The organism is Pseudoroseomonas sp. WGS1072 (genome assembly GCF_049340465.1).
In the GTDB taxonomy this organism is placed as follows: domain Bacteria; phylum Pseudomonadota; class Alphaproteobacteria; order Acetobacterales; family Acetobacteraceae; genus Pseudoroseomonas.
The window spans coordinates 56,589-74,386 of sequence record NZ_JBMPSU010000004.1; the positions used below are offsets into that span (position 1 = coordinate 56,589).

General features: G+C 60.3%; 15 protein-coding genes and 1 pseudogene. 4 read left to right on the forward strand and 12 right to left on the reverse strand.

Translation table 11 applies throughout. The features are described 5' to 3' along the window. The first annotated feature begins 51 nt into the window (after positions 1-51). The 3 genes and pseudogenes from ACF3NH_RS21195 to ACF3NH_RS21205 all read left to right on the forward strand — a co-directional run. Positions 52-942 carry an IS5 family transposase gene (locus tag ACF3NH_RS21195; protein ID WP_422925766.1) on the forward strand — a complete coding sequence of 297 codons (891 nt, stop codon included), beginning with the start codon at positions 52-54 and terminating at the stop codon, positions 940-942. Positions 943-993: 51 nt separating this feature from the next. Then, entirely contained in the window at positions 994-2,193 is a 1,200-nt protein-coding gene (locus ACF3NH_RS21200) for an IS256 family transposase (RefSeq protein WP_422921854.1), read from the forward strand. A 370-nt stretch (positions 2,194-2,563) separates the two neighbouring features. Then, positions 2,564-2,767: pseudogene (locus ACF3NH_RS21205) on the forward strand (hypothetical protein); the annotation flags it as partial. A 234-nt stretch (positions 2,768-3,001) separates the two neighbouring features. Here ACF3NH_RS21205 and ACF3NH_RS21210 read toward each other — a convergent pair. The 10 genes from ACF3NH_RS21210 to ACF3NH_RS21255 form a co-directional block, all read right to left on the reverse strand. Then, entirely contained in the window at positions 3,002-4,204 is a 1,203-nt protein-coding gene (locus ACF3NH_RS21210; protein ID WP_422925768.1) for a cellulase family glycosylhydrolase, read from the reverse strand. Further along, on the reverse strand, positions 4,201-5,550 hold the full coding sequence (locus tag ACF3NH_RS21215; protein WP_422925770.1) for a hypothetical protein: 1,350 nt from the start codon (positions 5,548-5,550) through the stop codon (positions 4,201-4,203). The genes ACF3NH_RS21210 and ACF3NH_RS21215 overlap by 4 nt, the downstream gene beginning before the upstream one ends. Before the next feature lie 82 nt (positions 5,551-5,632). After that, on the reverse strand, positions 5,633-6,880 hold the full coding sequence (locus tag ACF3NH_RS21220; protein ID WP_422925772.1) for a polysaccharide biosynthesis/export family protein: 1,248 nt from the start codon (positions 6,878-6,880) through the stop codon (positions 5,633-5,635). A 198-nt stretch (positions 6,881-7,078) separates the two neighbouring features. Then, positions 7,079-8,155 (reverse strand): IS5 family transposase, encoded by a 1,077-nt coding sequence (locus ACF3NH_RS21225; protein ID WP_422922789.1) that lies wholly within the window; start codon positions 8,153-8,155, stop codon positions 7,079-7,081. An 83-nt stretch (positions 8,156-8,238) separates the two neighbouring features. Beyond that, a complete protein-coding gene (locus ACF3NH_RS21230; RefSeq protein WP_422925774.1) occupies positions 8,239-8,781 on the reverse strand; it encodes an acyltransferase in 543 nt (180 codons plus the stop codon). 59 nt (positions 8,782-8,840) lie between these two features. Next, positions 8,841-9,722 (reverse strand): SGNH/GDSL hydrolase family protein, encoded by an 882-nt coding sequence (locus tag ACF3NH_RS21235; RefSeq protein ID WP_422925776.1) that lies wholly within the window; start codon positions 9,720-9,722, stop codon positions 8,841-8,843. Positions 9,723-10,063: 341 nt separating this feature from the next. After that, positions 10,064-11,284, reverse strand: a complete 1,221-nt coding sequence (locus tag ACF3NH_RS21240; protein WP_422925778.1) for a glycosyltransferase family 4 protein — start codon at positions 11,282-11,284, stop codon at positions 10,064-10,066. Between the two features lie 76 nt (positions 11,285-11,360). Next, positions 11,361-12,317, reverse strand: a complete 957-nt coding sequence (locus ACF3NH_RS21245; protein ID WP_422925780.1) for an acyltransferase family protein — start codon at positions 12,315-12,317, stop codon at positions 11,361-11,363. Positions 12,318-12,336: 19 nt separating this feature from the next. Continuing rightward, the gene (locus ACF3NH_RS21250) at positions 12,337-13,083 is read right to left on the reverse strand and encodes a sugar transferase (protein ID WP_422925782.1); all 747 of its coding nucleotides are present in this window, start codon (positions 13,081-13,083) and stop codon (positions 12,337-12,339) included. Positions 13,084-13,118: 35 nt separating this feature from the next. Continuing rightward, on the reverse strand, positions 13,119-13,994 hold the full coding sequence (locus ACF3NH_RS21255) for a WecB/TagA/CpsF family glycosyltransferase (protein ID WP_422925784.1): 876 nt from the start codon (positions 13,992-13,994) through the stop codon (positions 13,119-13,121). Between the two features lie 312 nt (positions 13,995-14,306). Here ACF3NH_RS21255 and ACF3NH_RS21260 point away from each other — a divergent pair. Continuing rightward, positions 14,307-15,253 (forward strand): IS630 family transposase gene (locus tag ACF3NH_RS21260; protein ID WP_422925786.1). Its coding sequence is split into 2 segments (ribosomal slippage): positions 14,307-14,655 and positions 14,655-15,253, totalling 948 coding nucleotides; the frame shifts between segments, so codons are not numbered across the junction. Positions 15,254-15,281: 28 nt separating this feature from the next. Here ACF3NH_RS21260 and ACF3NH_RS21265 read toward each other — a convergent pair. Both ACF3NH_RS21265 and ACF3NH_RS21270 read right to left on the reverse strand, forming a co-directional pair. After that, positions 15,282-16,227, reverse strand: a protein-coding gene (locus tag ACF3NH_RS21265; protein WP_198368402.1) for an IS630 family transposase whose coding sequence is annotated in 2 segments (ribosomal slippage) — positions 15,282-15,888 and positions 15,887-16,227 — 948 coding nt in all. Because the reading frame shifts where the segments join, the coding sequence is not laid out codon by codon here. Between the two features lie 235 nt (positions 16,228-16,462). After that, on the reverse strand, positions 16,463-17,752 hold the full coding sequence (locus ACF3NH_RS21270; RefSeq protein WP_422925788.1) for a lipopolysaccharide biosynthesis protein: 1,290 nt from the start codon (positions 17,750-17,752) through the stop codon (positions 16,463-16,465). Positions 17,753-17,798: the final 46 nt, after the last annotated feature.

Consider the following 17,798-nt stretch of genomic DNA (forward strand, 5'->3'; position numbering starts at 1 on the left):
GAGACTTGGTATGAGGCGATTCACTGGCTTTGGTCAGTGGAGGTAGTGGCGGTGGCGGGTCAGCCTGGCTTCTTCGATGTGGATGAGCGCTACGCGGCCTTGTCGGCGGCGGGCGATCCACTGGAACGGCTCGCGGCCGTGGTCGACTTCGAGATCTTCCGCCCCGTGCTGGATGCAGCCCCAGCGCGGTCAGGTCGCAGCCGCGGTGGACGCCCGCTGTATGATGCGGTGCTGATGTTCCGCATTCTGGTGCTGCAGGCGCTCTACAGTTTGTCCGACGAGCAAGCCGAATTCCAGCTACGGGACCGGCTGTCCTTCATGCGCTTCGCGGGCTTCGGGCTGCACCAGGCGGTGCCGGACACCAAGACGATCTGGCTCTACCGCGAGCAGCTGAAGCAGGCGGACGCCATCAACCGGCTGTTCCGCCGCTTTGACGAGGTGCTGGCAGCCAAGGGTTATCTGGCCATGGGCGGGCAGATCATCGACGCCACCCTCATCGCCGCGCCACACCAGAAGCTCACCCTAGAGGAGAAGGCGACTATCCGGGAGGGCGGTACACCCGCGGACTGGTCGCGAGCCAAGCGGGCGAAAAAAGACCGGGATGCGCAGTGGACGCTCAAGCGCGGCAGAGCCAGACCCAAGTCAGAAGGCGCGCCGCGCCAGGCCATCCAGATCGCGGTGCCGGTTTTCGGCTACAAGGGCCATATCGGCGTCGACCGGCGGCACGGCCTGATCCGCCGCTGGACGGTCACCGATGCGGCCCAACATGACAGCCGCAGCTTCGTGGGTCTTCTGGATGCCGGGAACACCGCTAGCCGCGTCTGGGCCGACACCGGCTACCGCACCAAGCGCAATCTGGAGGCGCTGGAATGGCGCGGCCGGTCGTGCCCCGGGTGGTGGTGTAGGAGGCAGCCGCCCAAGTTAGGGCGGCCATCGCGGTGATCCTCGGTAGGGTTGTGTTGCAACACGCAACTCTGACGCAAGGACGCCACGATGACCGACGAGAGGATTGCCCTTCGCGAGCTTCTGGAGAAGGGCTCTGACGCGACTTTTCTGCGGGAGATGATCGGCTTTGCCGCCCAGCGGCTGATGGAGCTGGAGACGGACGGCCGCTGCGGTGCGGGGCATGGCGAGCGCAGCGCCGAGCGGGTGAACCAGCGCAACGGTTATCGCGAGCGGGATTGGCAGACCCGAGCCGGCACGGTGGAGCTTCGCATCCCCAAGCTCCGCAAGGGCAGCTACTTCCCGGCTTTCCTGGAGCCTCGGCGGCTGGCGGAGAAGGCGCTGACGGCAGTCATCCAGGAGGCCTATGTCCAGGGCATTTCCACGCGCTCGGTGGACGACCTGGTCCGGGCCATGGGGATGGAGGGCATTTCCAAGAGCCAGGTCTCCCGGCTCTGCGCCGAGATCGACGGCCGGGTGCAGGACTTCCTGGGCCGCCCTATCGAGGGCGACTGGCCCTACCTGTGGCTCGACGCCACCTACGTGAAGGTGCGCGAGGCTGGCCGCATTGTCTCGGTCGCGGTCACCATCGCGGTAGGCGTCAACAGTGACGGACGCCGCGAGGTGCTCGGCATGGCGGTCGGCGCCTCCGAGGCGGAGACCTTCTGGACGGACTTCCTCCGCGGCCTGACCCGGCGCGGCCTGCGCGGCGTCAAGCTGGTCATCTCCGACGCCCATGAGGGCCTCAAGGCCGCAGTGGCCAAGGTGCTCCGGGCCACATGGCAAAGGTGCCGCGTGCATTTCGGCCGAAACGCCGCCGCCCATGCGGGCAAGACCCAGCGCCGCATCGTCTCGGCTTGGATCGGCACCGCCTATGCCGAGGCCGATGCCGCGGCCGCCCATGCCCAGTGGCGATCCGTGGCCGACCAGCTCCGCCCCAGGGTGCCGAAACTCGCCAGCCTGATGGATGCGGCCGAGGAGGACGTGCTGGCTTTCATGGATTTCCCGCGGGAGCACCGCGCCAAGCTCCACAGCACCAACCCCATCGAGCGCCTCAACGGCGAAATCAAGCGGCGCACCGACGTCGTCGGCATCTTCCCCAACGAAGCCGCCATCACCAGGCTCGTCGGCGCTCTGCTCCTCGAGCAGTCCGACGAATGGGCCACACAGCGGTCGCGCTACATGACGCTGGAGACCATCGGCGCTGTGAGCGATACTGCCCCCGTCAGCCTGCCCGCCGCGGCAGCCTGACACCGCGGCTCAGCCCGCTGAGGAGCGCCGCTCCTACACCACAGGGTGGGACACGATCACAGCAAGCACAACCTGAGGCGATGACCCTGCTCACACAGGCCACTCAGCAGCAGGTACTTCGACGTGTCCAAGCGCCTCATCAAGGCTGCCAGGGAGGATGCGACCTGCCGGCTGCTATTGACCTGTCCCGGCGTTGAGCTCGCCGTAGCTGCGAGTTATACCAAGTCTCTTTGATCAGAACCTATAGAGCGCTGGGGCAGATCCCCACCGCTGCGGAAGGCGCTACAGGCATGGGTTCTGATCACAGGGACTTGGTATTATGCGGCCGCCATCAAGGCGCCGGCACATTTCCCGCGGTCACGCACGATCGGGGCGTATCTCGGCCTTGAAGGTCTTGGGCATCGACCTTGTGGAGCGTCTTGGTGTCAAGCGCGCCGCGGTGGCAGTGGCCCGGAAGATTGGCGTGGTGCTGCATGCCATGTGTAAAACCGGCAGGCTGCTCCAGGCGTGGCCATCGTCAGATGGCCGTCGCGGCCGCTACCGCATGACGCAGCGCATGCAAGAGCTCCGCTGAGCAGGCGGACGCAGGTGTCCCCGTCGGGACGCGGATGGGGCCACCCCGGGTTGGGTCTCGCGGCTGATTCGTCCGGGCCGCGCATTCGACATGGAGCGGCACTGTCTCGAGGCGCATGTTGCGGAGGCCAGCAGGGTCGACCGCAGAGACAACCAAGATCCGAGGGTGGATGCGGCGAGCGCAGAGGCGTTGACGAGGGAAGCCGCAATTAGACAAGCGGCATAAAGGCTTCGGCTACCCAAACAAGGCCGCGGTGATTTCGGGGATGAGCGCCTCGCCATGTTGCGATACGCTGGTTTGTTCCATGAGGTTGAAATCGCCCATAGCTTGATGCGCGACCCACCCTCCGAAGCCCCGGTTCTCCACAGCCAGACGTACTGCCTTCAGGTAGCGAGCACGGGAATTTACGTCGCAGCCGCGGCTGCCGTTGAAATTGAAATGGCTGACTACGCCAAACTCTCCGCAAAGGAGCCGAAGTGGATTGATGCGATGTTTGGCAATCCAGGCGTCAAGCTTGGGCCAAGTCACCCAGGACGGCCCAAGCGGAGCAGGCGCATACCATAGGTAATCCAGCAATATCCGATGGCGTTCCAGTTGGGCCCTTCGCTCCTCCAGCGATAAATGGGGATCTGCCCTGATACGGGCATCCACATCTACGTGCATCTTTGCCTTACCTCCGGGATATCGCGTGATCGGAAACGGGATATCATACAGGTTGGGGTAGTGGGCACCTTGATGGGTGAACTCACCGGGCGTGTAGAAGTGGAAGCACAGCATGGTGTTGGTATCAAAGCGTTCCGGATCAAAATCCGGAATTGCCTCCGCCCAGCCACCAGAAGCCGATTGGACAACAATGGTCAGGTCGGGCGCATGCAGCCGGACTGTATCAGCGAGGGCTGGCGCGAATGAACCCGACCATGGCGCGAAGCCCAGGCGCCTCAACTCAGCATCTTCTGGCGGTTCGTTCATAATCTCTAGGGCCACCTGCTGCGGGCTGAAGCGCGAGGCAAGGCCGGACGACACCGCCGCAAGCACATGGTGGAAGCGCTGGGCCACAAAGGCTTTCTGGAGGATCTCAAGACGCTCCTCGTAAGTGCTTCCCCAACTCACCAGCACTCTGAAGCCCAAGGAGGTACCTCTTGCGATATAATCTAGCCAGGGCTCTACAAAAGAAGTGAGCGCGGTCCGAACCGACGCTGCTTCAAGAAAGGGCTGGAGCGGCAGGAACAGTCGAAGCGTATTAAAGCCAGCTGAATGCAGTGCCGCGACGCGCCGGCTGGTCAGGCCGTAGGAGGCTGCCTCCCAATTCATTTGCGGCGGAATGGTACTGATCCCGCGGATAATGCCTTCGTCAGCAAGAAAACATGGCAGGCTCGTCGGGCGCGTCACTGCTGCGGCCAACAGAGCTCGGCGTCCGAAGGGGATGTCGAGGCTCATCGCGCCGAATCAAGCCGGGTTAGGTATGCCTGGGACACCTCCTCTTCTTGCTTGACCGTGAGTCTGGCGGCGTCAGGCGCCAGGTTTCCAACCCGTATCCGACGGTCGAATGCCAGCATCACACCGGCGAAAAAGTAATAGGGTACAGCAATGAAGCTTACTTCGAACCCTCCTTCCGCAACTGAATAAATCAAATGGACGCCCAAAAAGCACAAGATCGTCATCCCGATGTCATGTAAGGCAGGATTGCTCAGCCGGTGCGCCGCCCGAATCACGCGTATCGTCGCTTGGACGATGCTTGTTTGCAGAATGAGGAAGGCGGCAAGTCCGAACATGCCAAGGCGGCCATAAATTGAGACGAAAGAGTTGTGGGGCTCCCGGACGATATCGTCGCTGAGGCCCCGGAAGGACGTCAGCGGAATGCCGTAACCGAGACCGAAGATGAAGGTAACAAAGTCATTTTGTAAGCGCTCGTGAATGCTAAGCCACCATTCGAGGCGGAGATCTACCCCTTCGGCAGCGTCGCGTACCGTGGTGTCTCCGCCACCCCAGATCGCTTGGATGTGATTCATGAGGAAGTCAAAGCTGAAGGTCTGTCCAAGGCGGCCGGACAGTTCAATACCGCTGGCCAGGAACAACAGCATCATTGTCAGGGCCCCGACAGCCATGGCCAGAAGGCTGAGAACTCGTCCCGGTCGCAGAACTACGATCAACCCAAATAGAAGGACGAGCTGGAGATAGGCAATGCGGGCCTGAACAAAAACAATCAGCGTCATCACGACGGCGCCGGTGAGAACCAATCGCCATACCAGACGGTGGCTATGCAAAACGATTAGAAGGCAGGCGGCGGCAACCCCGGTAGAGGCTGGATTTCCGTAGGAGAACAGGAACGCCGCATCATACCCGGAAAGTGATGAGATGGTAGGCGAGAAGCCCACCAAGCTGCCCTGAAACGGATAGAGCAATAAGTAGAGAGCTGCGACGACAAAGATCGTCACGAACCAGGATGCAAACGGACGATCGAACCGCTGATCAAGAGCGAGGCAGTATCCAACGAACAAGAAGCCAATTTCGATCGCATTCGCTGCATCACGAACGGCCCATATGCCGCCGCCTCCGAAAACGCCCAGGGTCAATTGGATTGATGCAATGGACCAAAAGACCATTAATGGAAAAAAAATAGGGGTGTGCACGAAGCCTGCGATGGACTGGCGCGAGAAAAGGACAACCAGAAGCGTAGCGACAAGAGCTGCTTCGTTGATAGGCACTCCGGCGCCGGCGGGGGGAACACGCAGCAGCATGAACGCACTGGTGAAGAGGATGTTCCCGCTAACCAGCGCGAGCACCAAGGCCATCAAGCCGATATAAGCCGAGCTTCGCATTTAAGACCGTAATGATAGTGCAGCCACGGGCGAGATCTCCAAATTATCAGCTAGCGTCTTCGGCCGACTTCACTTCCACCGTATCGCCTGGCCGCAAGGTTGCATTGCTGTCGATCCGCTGCCCTGTCTCTGTGCCGTTACGCCGATACAAGACAAGATCGTAATTTACCTCAAGCTGCCCATTCCCTCGCATAGGGTGGCCAAACATCGTCAGCCGCGCCTCAATAGCCTGCACTTGCTCACGCAAGGTGAGAATCCGAGCCGTTGCCGCTGTCAAATCCTTCAGCAAGTCGATCCGGAAATCTTCCGACAATTTCTGTAGCTGGGCTTCCAGATCCTGCTTCTGGCGACGTGCATCCGCTGCCGCAACAGAGGTTTGCAGTGCTCGGCTGGCAGCAAGGAGAGCCGATCGACGCACTTCGGTGACACGCGTGCTACTGACTAGGCCGCGCCGGTAGAGGTCGTTGGCCTTTTCAACTTCGGCAGAATCCAACGCCGCACCGGCCTCTTCGCCTTCCTGTTGACTAACAAGCGCAGTGATACGTTGGTCAGCGAAGGCGATGGCCTCCTTCAGCCGTTGCAACCTCGCTTCATGGCTTGACGTGATGACCTGGAGCTTCTCCTGCTCCGCTTGCCAAATAGCCTCGTCTCCTGCGATCCGTGAGGATGCCTGCTGATCGCCATTCGCTAACGCGAGAACGTTCCGAATCGTCCAATCCCGTGCAAGCTCCACGCTCAGGTCGAGCCGTGTCAGGCGGGCCTGCGTGCGAAGTTCCAGTAGATTAGAAAGAGAGGGGCGCTCAGTATTGGGGCTACCAATGCCTCCTGCCATCGCCAGCGCTTGGCGCACCGTCAAGCCCGGCCGATAGGCGACGGTACCAGGTCGGCCAACTAGTCCGCTGACATAAATCGGTGCGTGTTCCACAACTCGAAGGTACACCTCTTGCGCAGCAATGCCATGTTGGCTCTCCCGCCCGGAAGAATCTGTGCGCCGCAAGACAACCTTCTCATAATCCTCCTGCACGCCCTGACGCAGTTCCGCCTCGGTCAGCCCGGCTGCCCGCCGTTCGCCAGCCAGGGGAAGCGCAATTTGGCCATTCGCATCCACCTGCACGCGTTGGCTGAGCTCGGGCACGCCAATCACGGTCAGCTCAATGATGTCGCCCTCCGTAAGTGGTATGTCGGAACGAGTCTGTGCCTGCGACGAGGATCCTGGGATACCATGTACGGCCAACCCCACCAGCACAGTCGCCACCACTAGTCGGACGCGCATAGTTAGAAGTCCTCGCCTCATTTCTGTTCATGAACCTCTTATGTGCATTTTTTGAGAGTTATGCGCCAGCAAAAAGAGGCAGAAGGACACCTCGAACTACCCGCTGCTGCATGGCCTTCGCGTGCAGGATGGTCGCCTCAGGCCGTGACGTGCCCCTGTTGACCCGGCTGGGTCACCGGCTTTGGGCGGCGGGTTCTGCCCTTCGTGGACGCTGTGGGGTTATGCGGGCGCAGCTCGGGCGCTGAGCCAGGCCAGGCGGGTGAAGTTGTAAGCCAAGTTGGCGATGCCGATCTTCACCTGGGCCCGGGCCAGGCCGATGGTGCGGACGAACAGCGCCATGCGGTGTTTCTGGGCGGCAAAGACATGCTCGATGCCGGAGCGGATCCGGGCGCGTGATGCATTGGCTTTCGCCTGCTGCTCAGGGAGTTCGCGCCGTGGCGGTCTGCGGAACAGGATGCGCTCGCTCAGCCCGCGCCGTTCCAGCGCTTCCAGATTGCGCTTCGTGCGGTAGGCCGTGTCCGCCCAGACGCGGCTGGCCGTGTTCTCGGGATCGAGCAGGGCAGGAAAGCTACGGCTGTCGTGCTGGGCGGCATCAGTGACCGTCCAGCGGCGGATCAGCCCGTACCGCCGGTCGATGCCGATATGGCTCTTGTAGCCAAAAACCGGCACCGCGATCTGAATGGCTTGGCGCTGCGCACCTTCTGGTTTGGGTTTGGTTCTGCCGCGCTTGAGCGTCCAACGCGCGTCGCGATCCTTCTGCGCCCGCTTGGCCTTTGACCAGTGCGTCGGCGTGTTGCCCTCACGAATAGTGGCTTTCTCATCGAGGGTGAGCTTCTGGCGTGGCGCGGCGATCAGGGTCGCGTCGATGATCTGCCCGCCCATGGCCAAATAGCCTTGCTCGACCAGCACCGCGTCGAAGCGGCGGAACAGCCCTTCGATGGCACCCGCCTGCTTGAGCTGCTCGCGATAGAGCCAGATCGTCTTGGCGTCGGGCACTGCCTGGTGCAGGCCGAGACCTGCGAAGCGCATGAAGGACAGCCGGTCCCGCAATTGGAACTCGGTCTGCTCGTCGGAGAGGCTGTAGAGCGCCTGCAGCACCAGGATGCGGAACATCAGCACCGCGTCATAGGGCGGGCGACCACCGCGGCTGCGATCCGACCGCGCCAGCGCCGCCTCCAGCACGGGCCGGAAGACCTCGAAGCCGACCGCGGCCGCAAGACGTTCCAGCGGATCGCCGGCGGCAGAGAGGGCCGCATACCGCTCATCGACATCGAAGAAGCCAGGCTGACCCGCCATCGCCACTGCCTCCGCTGACCGGAGCCAGTGAATCACCTCAGCGCACTAGCAGCGAGGTATTTCGAAGTGTCCAGAAGACGCTTCTAGGCGTTCTGGGCAGTTCGGCCACGCTTCCGTAGCATGGCCTCATGCTCGATAATTTGCTGCGGGGCGAAGCGCCGGCCAACTGGGGCCGCGGGGTTGCCTGCCACGATGTCGTAAGCGGCCACATCGGAGCGGACGACTGCACCGGCACTGATGATGGCCCCCCGTCCGATCACGACCCCGCTGAGAATAATGGCACCATAGCCAACCCAGACATCGTCACGGATATCGACGGCATTGCGTGAATCAGTCTGCAGGGAAAGGTCCGCGCCGATCCATCGCGCCCGCCGGATGTTGGTACCGATCTGCCGGAAATCGTGATCCATGCGTCCGACGATGCCGACCTGGTTCGCGATCAGAACACCGCTTCCGATCCGCCCATTGCATTGGATCGTGCACATCTTTCCCACATAAACGTCATCACCAATGTCGAGAGACAACGATGCAGATATCCACGATAGCGCACCAAGGTGAAAATCCCGCCCGATCCGGACAGGCCCACGTACAAACAGACGACGCTTAGCTGCAACCCAGACACTCATTCCCTATCCCCTGACTACGTCACTCGCACGCCAAAGGCTCGCGAGCAGTGCGCATTGTCCTACCGGCGGAAAACCTCTGCCGAAATAACTCGGCTGGATACGACATGTCGTGCGAACTCGCCATTTCCATGCAAACCGTCCTCCGTCAGGCCCGGTCGCCACTTTCCCGGATGTCCAGGCAGTTCAGCCAAGCTCGCAATGTCGAAATACCCGGCCGCCCCAGGAATGCCGTCCCGGACAGCCTGATTGTAGAGCCGGCGCCGGGCTTCGAAAATTGGGTTGATAACCTGGTCGCCTCCATCAGCCGCCTGGAAGCCCCCAGAGGAGAAAGGCTCGACGGTAACGAGGAACACCGGCAGCGGAAAGGTGGCAACCAGGCGCGTGACAGTTTCAATGACCTGTTGGGCATCTGTGCCCATCAAATCATTGACGCCGCCTGATATCACGACGTGAGAGCAAAACCTCGCCAGTGAACGCCGGTGGTTCGCTGCCGTGAGTGCCTGCCAGAGTGTCTCACCTGGAACTGCTGCATTGATAAACGCGAAATCTCTGCTGATGGAAGGCAGGACATTACCGCCATCGTTGCCGATTGATCCGCCCATTGTCCCCGCAGCACGGCTGTCGCCAAGAAGTAAAATAGCGGGGCGATCGGTGACGCCGATGATTGCTGTAGCGCCGTAGACCCGGGATGATGGCGCCATGCCGGGAACAGGCCATCGCGGCGGTACCGGTTCGCCCAAAATAGCCGCGTCCACCTGATTATTCGTCATGCAGAACAGCACGCCAGTCGTGCCTTCATAATAAGTCCATTCCCAGAAGCGCGCACCGGCCGGAATGCTAACGGGCAGAGGATCGGAGAGTCGCTCCGCGCCATCCTGTAGATATGCCGAGAGTTGTCCGGCGAAAGTCAGTTGATAAAAATGGCCGCTCGGATACTCCACCCAAACGTAAAGTCTGGCCGTTTGGCCTGGCGAAGCTTCCGCGCTGCCGAAGTGGTTGAGGTAAAGGAAGGAGGCCCCAGCCATTGTATCACGGGCATGATGCTGAACCCGGCTGAGTAGGCTTCGGACAGATCCACTCAGGAATTGCGGATAGCGCCCTCCCGCCGCAAGTTGACCGACACGAGACTGCGCCTTTGCCTGCCTCTGCAGCGTGGCAGCTATTGCGAGCATAGGGATCTGCCGCCGACCTACACCGCAAAGGGCACCAGTGAACTCCAAACCCATGCAGCCTATCCGTTGCACGAAGACAGACCAGAACAGCGCAGGTCCGCCGTCGCTATTTATTTCAGCAACGCCTGATACAACGTCTGAACCTGCTTCCGCTTCGAGCGCCAGGTATGCTGCTCAACCGCCCTTTGTTTTGCGGCCATGCCGAGAACGTGCCGCCGATGCGGATCCTCCGCTAGTGCGTTGATGGCTGCTGCAATACCGGACACGGTGTCCGCATAGGAGCCGACAGGAACAAGGATGCTTCCTTGATGAGCAGTGATCGATTTAGCGCCCTGGTGATCTAGCGCGACCACCGGCACGCCATTGATCATCGCCTCAAGGATAACATTACCTGACGTATCCTGAACGCTAGTGAACAGAAAGACATCTGCCGAACGCATCAAAGCCTGAACCACATCGTGGTCAACGGCGCCAAGCAGGGCGATGTGGTCCTTGGCTGCCGACCGCTCCGCCTGCAGGCGAGCCTGGGGTAGGGCCGGGCCATCGCCGACAACCACCAGCTTCATGTCATAACTATCGCCCGCCTTTCGGCAAGCCTCGGTGAAGGCATCGATGGCCAACGCAAGACCCTTTCGCGGGAAGACGTGGCTTAGCCACAGGATCTGCACCGGACGGCCCGGCCGAGAAGCGGGAAGCGGCAATCCTGATTTGCCCTCGTCAATCGCCGTCTCCAGCATGATCGACCATGCGCGGGGCAGATCAGCAACGCGCTGGGCTGTTTCCTCATTGGCAAAGAACACGTGGCGAGCGCGTCTCAAAGCCAAGCGTACCAGCGGATTATAGCGAGCTGAAGCTTTCAGAAGCGCCCTCAGTCGCTCCTTCCACCAGTTTCTTCCGTAGATCGCGCGCAAGCTAGCTGGCGGAACTTGACCGCCCCCGACAGGACCCCACACAAAGCGCGTCCCGGGACACAGCCAGAGAAAACCCGGCACATCCAAATTGTTGTAGGTGAGATGCTGCATAATGGCGAAGCGGGTACGCAGATGCAGTGTAAGGACATAAGGCAGAACCGCCAGCTGCCAACAACAGTAGTATAACTTGATGAATCGCCAATGATGATTGAAGCCGCTACAGAATGGCAGATCGAAATAATGAAAGCGCACATTCTCCCGTGGTGGTTCGGTTTCAATAAGCTTCCGACTGTACGATCGGGTCAGGACATGAAGATCAAAATCGTGCTCGAGCATTAGGGTCCATTGCCAACCCACATAAGGTTCGGACCCTGTTCGGGGATCGCATGCAAAGGCGGAAAGCAGGATGGGCGCGGGCACAGCTCCAGCTCCTGCTCCGCATGTAGCGGCCAGGGCAGGGGTCGGGTTCGATGACGTATCGGGCATGCTTGTTCTACTACGCAGTTCTAAACCACCTCGTCCCCAATCTGTCCAGGAAATGCTTGGCCAGATAGGCGAGTACCGCTGCCAACACGATGATCGACGTGAGCAGAAATAGAATGTTCAGCGGAAATGGCCAATCCCGGAGACTGCTCAGGGTGACGAGTGGAACCTGCACGAGGTAGATCTGCAATGTTGTCCGGCTAAGGAAGATTATAGAACTATTCAGGTAGCGCCGAAAAATCTTCTCCACTTCAGGATGCGCTGCGACATCGAATGCAGATAGAACCCAGATGAAGGATAGAAGATGTGCGAGTGCCTGAATCTCGAACATGTCAGTGTAGGCAAGGAATGCCAGGAAGCCAAAGTAAAGGGCCGTCGCCGTCGCCAGTCGCGTTAAGGCTGGTAGTAGCGAATGGTGGCTAGGCTCCGGAAGTCTCGCCTTGAGGATGCCCGCCGTCATCAGGCTGAAGTAGAAGAAGGTCTTCAGCGGGGCGTTCTGCTCAATGCTCCATTGACTAAGATCTGCAAAGAATGGAGCAACAACAACAAATGTAGCGAGGTTCGAAAACAACACGATCCGTGTGCTGCGCAGGGAAGCATGACGGATCAACCAATATGAAGGGATGTAGAGTATAGCTATCGCGGGAAGAAACCAGAACTCTCGTGGCGCCAGCAGAAACCACAACAAATCCTCGACGTCAGATACCGCTTTCCACCCTAGGAACAGCAGAGGAACCGCAATCAACAGGTAAGGGATAAAGATCCTTTTTATGCGCCTAGCATACCAGGCGCCGAAACCGTGCCCCGCCCGCCGCAATGCGAGAGTGACTGCGAAGCCGGAAGCAAAGAAAAATAGACCGTTTCCGAGCATGCCGCCCGTTGCTAGCGCAGGCCATGGCAGAAAAGCCTCAAGATGCGAATTAGTAACAAGTAAAATGGCCGCAGCCCGCACAATGTCGAGTGATAGCACGCTCAGTTGTCCCCCGACATCACTGTTCCACCGGGCTGTGGGAGATCAAGCGAGGATTCAGTTTGTCTTCGCCGATCGATCGAGCCGGTCGTTCACTTTTCAGGTTGTCAACGCTCAACAGCATCCATGCCGTCCTGGCCATGATCTGGATATCAAACAACAACGACTGTCGCTCTATGTACTCAATATCATACCTAAATCGACTCAGAAGGTGGTCAGCCGTATCCGCAGTTCCACGCAAGCCGTTAATCTGAGCGAGACCTGTCATGCCTGGTTTGACCCGGTACCGATCGAAATAGGCTGGAACCACTTCGTGATTGAGATGGCCTTCAACCCGCATGCCCAAAGCATGCGGTCGTGGGCCGACAAGGGCCATGTCGCCGCGGATGACATTGAAGAGCTGTGGCAACTCATCTAGGCTTGTCTTTCGAAGGATCGTACCGACGCCCGTTATTCTCGGATCATTAGCGGATGCTTGCTTAGTACCTAGCCTGTCCTCGCAATCACTCTTCATGGTGCGGAACTTGAAGACCTTGATGACCTTGCCATTCAGGCCGTACCGCTCCTGCACGAAGAAGATTGGGCCGGGGCTATTTAGGCGCACGGCCACGCCAATGAGCAGCATCAGTGGCGAAAGGAAGAAGAGGAGTAAGATCGATATCAATAGATCGGCTGATTTCTTGAACAGTGGGGAGCTACACCATGGGAGCACGTCTCGGTTTTGACTGGCGGGCTTGCAAGCCGCCTGATGTTCATCGAACCGCACACCACGGCATGCTTCTGACGAAGATCTGCGCATATCTACCTGCCGATCTCTACAGTTGCCCCACGGCGCCGAAGCGATTCAGTTGTCAGCAGCCACAGGAATCTTGGAACGACTGACAGATAGCGTTTCAGCAACCGGCCGGGCTCCTGAGCTGCCCTGTAGGACCACTCAAGTCCAAGGCTTTGTAACCAGTCTGGGCAACGTTTGACGTGGCCAGCGTGCATATCAAATGCCGCTCCGACACCCATGCACAACGCTCCAGGAAACTGCCTCGCGTGGTCCAGCATCCACAGGTCCTGCTTTGGCGAACCAAGGCCAACCCAGATAAAGTCAGGCTTCGCATCGTTGATGCGCCGCACGAGATCCAGTGTCTCGTCCTCGCTCAACGCCCGGAACGGTGGCGAGATGAGAGCCGCGATAATGAGGCCGGGGAAGCGTGCTTCAAGGTTTTTCGCGAGGGCGGCGAGCGTCTCCGGCGTTCCGCCGACGAAAACGTGCCGTCGGCCCTTGGTAAGACCATGAGCGCACATCAGGGGCAGGGTATCGGGACCGCAAACGCGTTGGATGCCGCGATGGCCGCGAATATGACCCAGCCATGCGAGTGGTAGCCCGTCTGGCGCCACTATGAGAGCCTTACGATGCGCTTCTTGAAGCCGTGGCTCGTCGATAGCGCGGACAACACCGTGTACGTCTCGAAACACGACATAGGCACCCGGCTGACGTTCTTTCATGGCGAAAAACGCGTCGACGGTGTCGCAGAAGAGCGCCGGATTGACGATGCTGATGGACGTTGCGAGGACATCGAAGCGGGGTGGTGAAATCGCGCTTTCGCTGGGAAACCCGCAGGGCGGCTGCTTGGAAGCAATCTCCGGAGGCGTACTGGCGTAGCCAGCAGACATCGAATCGTGCAACGCACGCTCCTTTGAATTTATCGTCCGCGCTATGGAAGTGAACGTCGCCCGGCGAGGGGGGGCTACTTCTGTATCGGGGATAATACAAAGGTTGCGTGCGCCGCAATATTTCGGCCTCGTTTCACATTTTATTTACCTAAAATAGGTTCAATACTTAACTATTTAGCGAAAGCCGAAGAAATATTATCCGCCACGCGGGAGTGTAACTAGAAAATACAACCTAGAGCGGTTTTCGGCCTGACTGAATCGCTTGTGATCCCGGCGCCGGGCGGAAGGTGATTCAGTTGCCCTGGTATTGGAGGGGCGACGGGCATGTCGAAAGCGCTGTCGGTGGATCTGCGCGAGCGAGTGGTGGCGGCAATGGCGGCAGGAGCATCCTGCCGGGCGGCGGCAGCCCGCTTCGGGGTGAGTGCCTCCAGCGCAATCCGCTGGCGCGCTCTGTCGCGGGAAGCGGGGTCAGTCGCACCCGGACCGCTGGGCGGCGACCGCCGGTCCTCGCACATCGAAGCCCACGCAGCGCTGATCCTGGCGCTCGTCGAGCGGAAGTCTGACATCGCGCTGACGGAGATCCGGGCTGAGCTCGCCAGGGCCGGTGTGGCGGCAGGCATCACGACGATCTGGCGGTTCTTTCAGCGGCGCCAGATCACGCGCAAAAAAAGACGGCGTATGCCGCGGAACAGGACCGTCCGGACATCCTGAAACGGCGCTGGGACTGGTTCGAGGGCCAGCCCGATCTCGAACCGGACCGCCTGGTGTTTATCGATGAAACCTGGGCGTCGACGAAGATGGCGCGCACCCATGGTCGAGCACGTCGTGGCCAACGGCTGCGGGCCGCAATTCCGCACGGGCACTGGAAGACCACGACCTTTATCGCTGGGCTGCGGAATAGCGGCATGGTCGCGCCAATGGTGCTCGACGGGCCGATCAACGGCGCCGCCTTCCAAGCCTACGTCGACCAGGTGCTGGTACCCGAACTGGCGCCCGGTGACATCGTCATCATGGACAACCTGGGCAGCCACAAGGGCGCGGGCGTCAGGGCTGCAATCGAAGCCGCCGGGGCAAGCCTGCTTTATCTCCCGCCCTACAGCCCCGAGTTCAACCCCATCGAGAACGCCTTCGCCAAGCTGAAGGCCAGCCTCCGCAAGGCCGCCGAGCGCAGTGTCGAGGACCTCTGGAACGCTATCGGCCGGATCATCGACACCTTCACGCCCACTGAATGCACCAACTACTTCGCCGCCGCAGGGTACGATGCAGCCTGATCGAAAACCGCTCTAGAGCATTTTCCATCTACTCCGGCTCATATCCGGCGGCGGTGAAGTAGTTGGCGCATTCTGCTGGTGTGAAGGCATCGAGGAGTTGGCCGATGGTGGCCCAGAGCCCGTCCAGGGTGCGCTCCGCCGCCTTGCGCAGGAGCGCCTTCAGCTTGGAGAAGGCATTCTCGATTGGATTGAAGTCCGGCGAGTAGGGCGGAAGGAACAGCAGGGACGCACCCGTGGCCTCGATAGCCCGGCGGGCCTCGTGGCGCTTATGCGCAGCCAGGTTGTCCAGGATGACGGTGTCGCCGGCGCACAGGGTTGGACAGAGGACCTTCTCGACATAGGCCTGGAAGGCCTGCGCGGTCATGGGCCCATCGAGCAGCATAGGCGCGGTCAGGCCTGTGAGGCGGAGACCGGCGACGAAGGTGGTGGTCTTCCAATGTCCGTGCGGCACGCCTGCACGCAGGCGCTCGCCACGTGGGGCACGGCCCCGCAGTCGCGCCATCTTGGTGCTGGCACCGGTTTCATCGATGAACACCAGGCGATCAGGATGAAAGTCAGGCTGCCGATCGAACCAGGCTTCGCGGGCCGCGGCGATGTCCGGCCGGTCCTGCTCGGCGGCGTGCGCGGTTTTTTTTGAAGGTGATCGCCCGTGCCGCGAAGAAGCGCCAGAGCGTGCCAATCCCCGCCGAGAGGCCGCGCTCGTCATGCAGCCGCTGCTGCATCTCGCGGAGGGTAATGAGGGGCCTGACGGCGACCAGGTCGAGCAGGAAATCGGCCTGCCCATCAAGCTTGGAGCCTCTGGGCTGCCCCTGGCGGCGTGCCGCCGTCTCACCCTCATCCCGCGCTCGCCGTACCCACACAACGGCTGTTGCCACACCCACTCCGAAATGGGCTGCGGCCTGCCGTGCCGACATCCCGCGTGCCGTTGCGTCGAGCACACGCGTCCGGAGATCCTGGCTGTAGGCTCGGGCCATCCTGTCCTCCCTCGCAGGAGGAAAAGCGAATCACATCCCGCCGCAGAAGGGAATCCTCTTCTGAATCGGTGAACGCGGAAACTGCTCTAGAAGAGCTCGAACGGCAAAACAGCAACTATAAGTTACTAAATCGAAACATGATACGAGTAGGGGAGCGCATTGCACTAGGCGGTCATGGCGTTTCCAGAGGCGCGCATGCCGCCCTCTAGGCGAACTCACCATCTCTGAGGGCTTCCTACGCCAAGTGCCTATCCAATCGGGCGAGGAAGAAAATTGCTGAAAGCATCGCCGCGAGCCACCCGACGGTTTGAGCTATCAAAGCCCCGGCAATGCCCGCATCTTCTAATCCATATAGGAGGCTTATGATCAGAATGAATGCCACCATGTGCGCGATCATCACGTCACGGGGCCTTTCAGCAGCTCTCAATGCGGTAAACAGCGGCTGCGCACCCACCGTGAAGGCGCCAGAAACCGCCGCCAGGAGAATCCAACCAGGCTCCACCACGTACTGCGATCCGAACACCAATGGGATGAGCGGCGGCGCCAGCAGCACGACGCCGATGCCGTAGGCGGAGCCGGCGGCGAGGAAGATCAGGCAGTGGCGTAAGGCACCGCGGGATTGGGATATCTCAGGGGAAGCTTTAGCGGAACGCCGCAGCAGCAGCAGTGCCATCACAGAGCAAATCTGTAGCATTGGCATAAAGAGCAGGATCAGGATCCGGAGCAAAGCGGAAGTGGCGAGGCCCATCCAAATAGGAAGGATAAGCATGGCGCAATTCGCGATTCCCCAACTGAGAACCTCACTTCCGAAGGCCCACCTGCCATATTGAAGATGTTCACGGAAGACGCCGCCCGGCTGATCTTGGCCTCGCTGCGGCCACGGCAGCCGCATCCGGATGATCAGCGCCCCCACCAGTGATGCGGCGGCGGAAAGGGCAATGCCACTATAGGCATTCGCCAAGCCGACAAGCATGAAGCCGGCCAAGCTGAGTAGCATGATAGTACAATAGATCCCGTTGGCGATCACGGCTAAATCGATCCGCAGCAAGGCGAACGCCATCCGCCTCATCAGCCAAAAATAGAGGATAAGAGGTGCTGCCAGCGCGTAGGCGATCATGCATAATGCGATCTCTGTACTTTCCCATTGACGGAATGCCCAAGCGGACAACAGGCAGAGCATCATAGCACCCAACCCCGCGCCGGCTGACCAGCGCCCGCGCAATATGTCGTAGTAACGACCCAGTTCGCGGGAATAGTGCCTCGGGCCGAGTACAAACATCGGTTCGACAAGGATAGTTTGATGAGCCATGGCGAGGATGACGAAGAGGCTGGTTGCCACCGTGAAGGCCCCGAAGGCATCCTCCGTTACAGAGCGCGCGACCAGCACCTGCAGCATCAGGTTCGATAAGGCATAGAGGGCCTGATCGAGGACGGCGAGAACTGGGCCGCGTAATCGTAAAAGCATGTGCTTGATCGGCGCCTGGCGGGCCGTGCCTGCATGGTGGATGTCGCTACTATTTGTCACTACCGCCTGCCTCTTTCACGCATGCTCGCTAAATGAACGAAGAGCC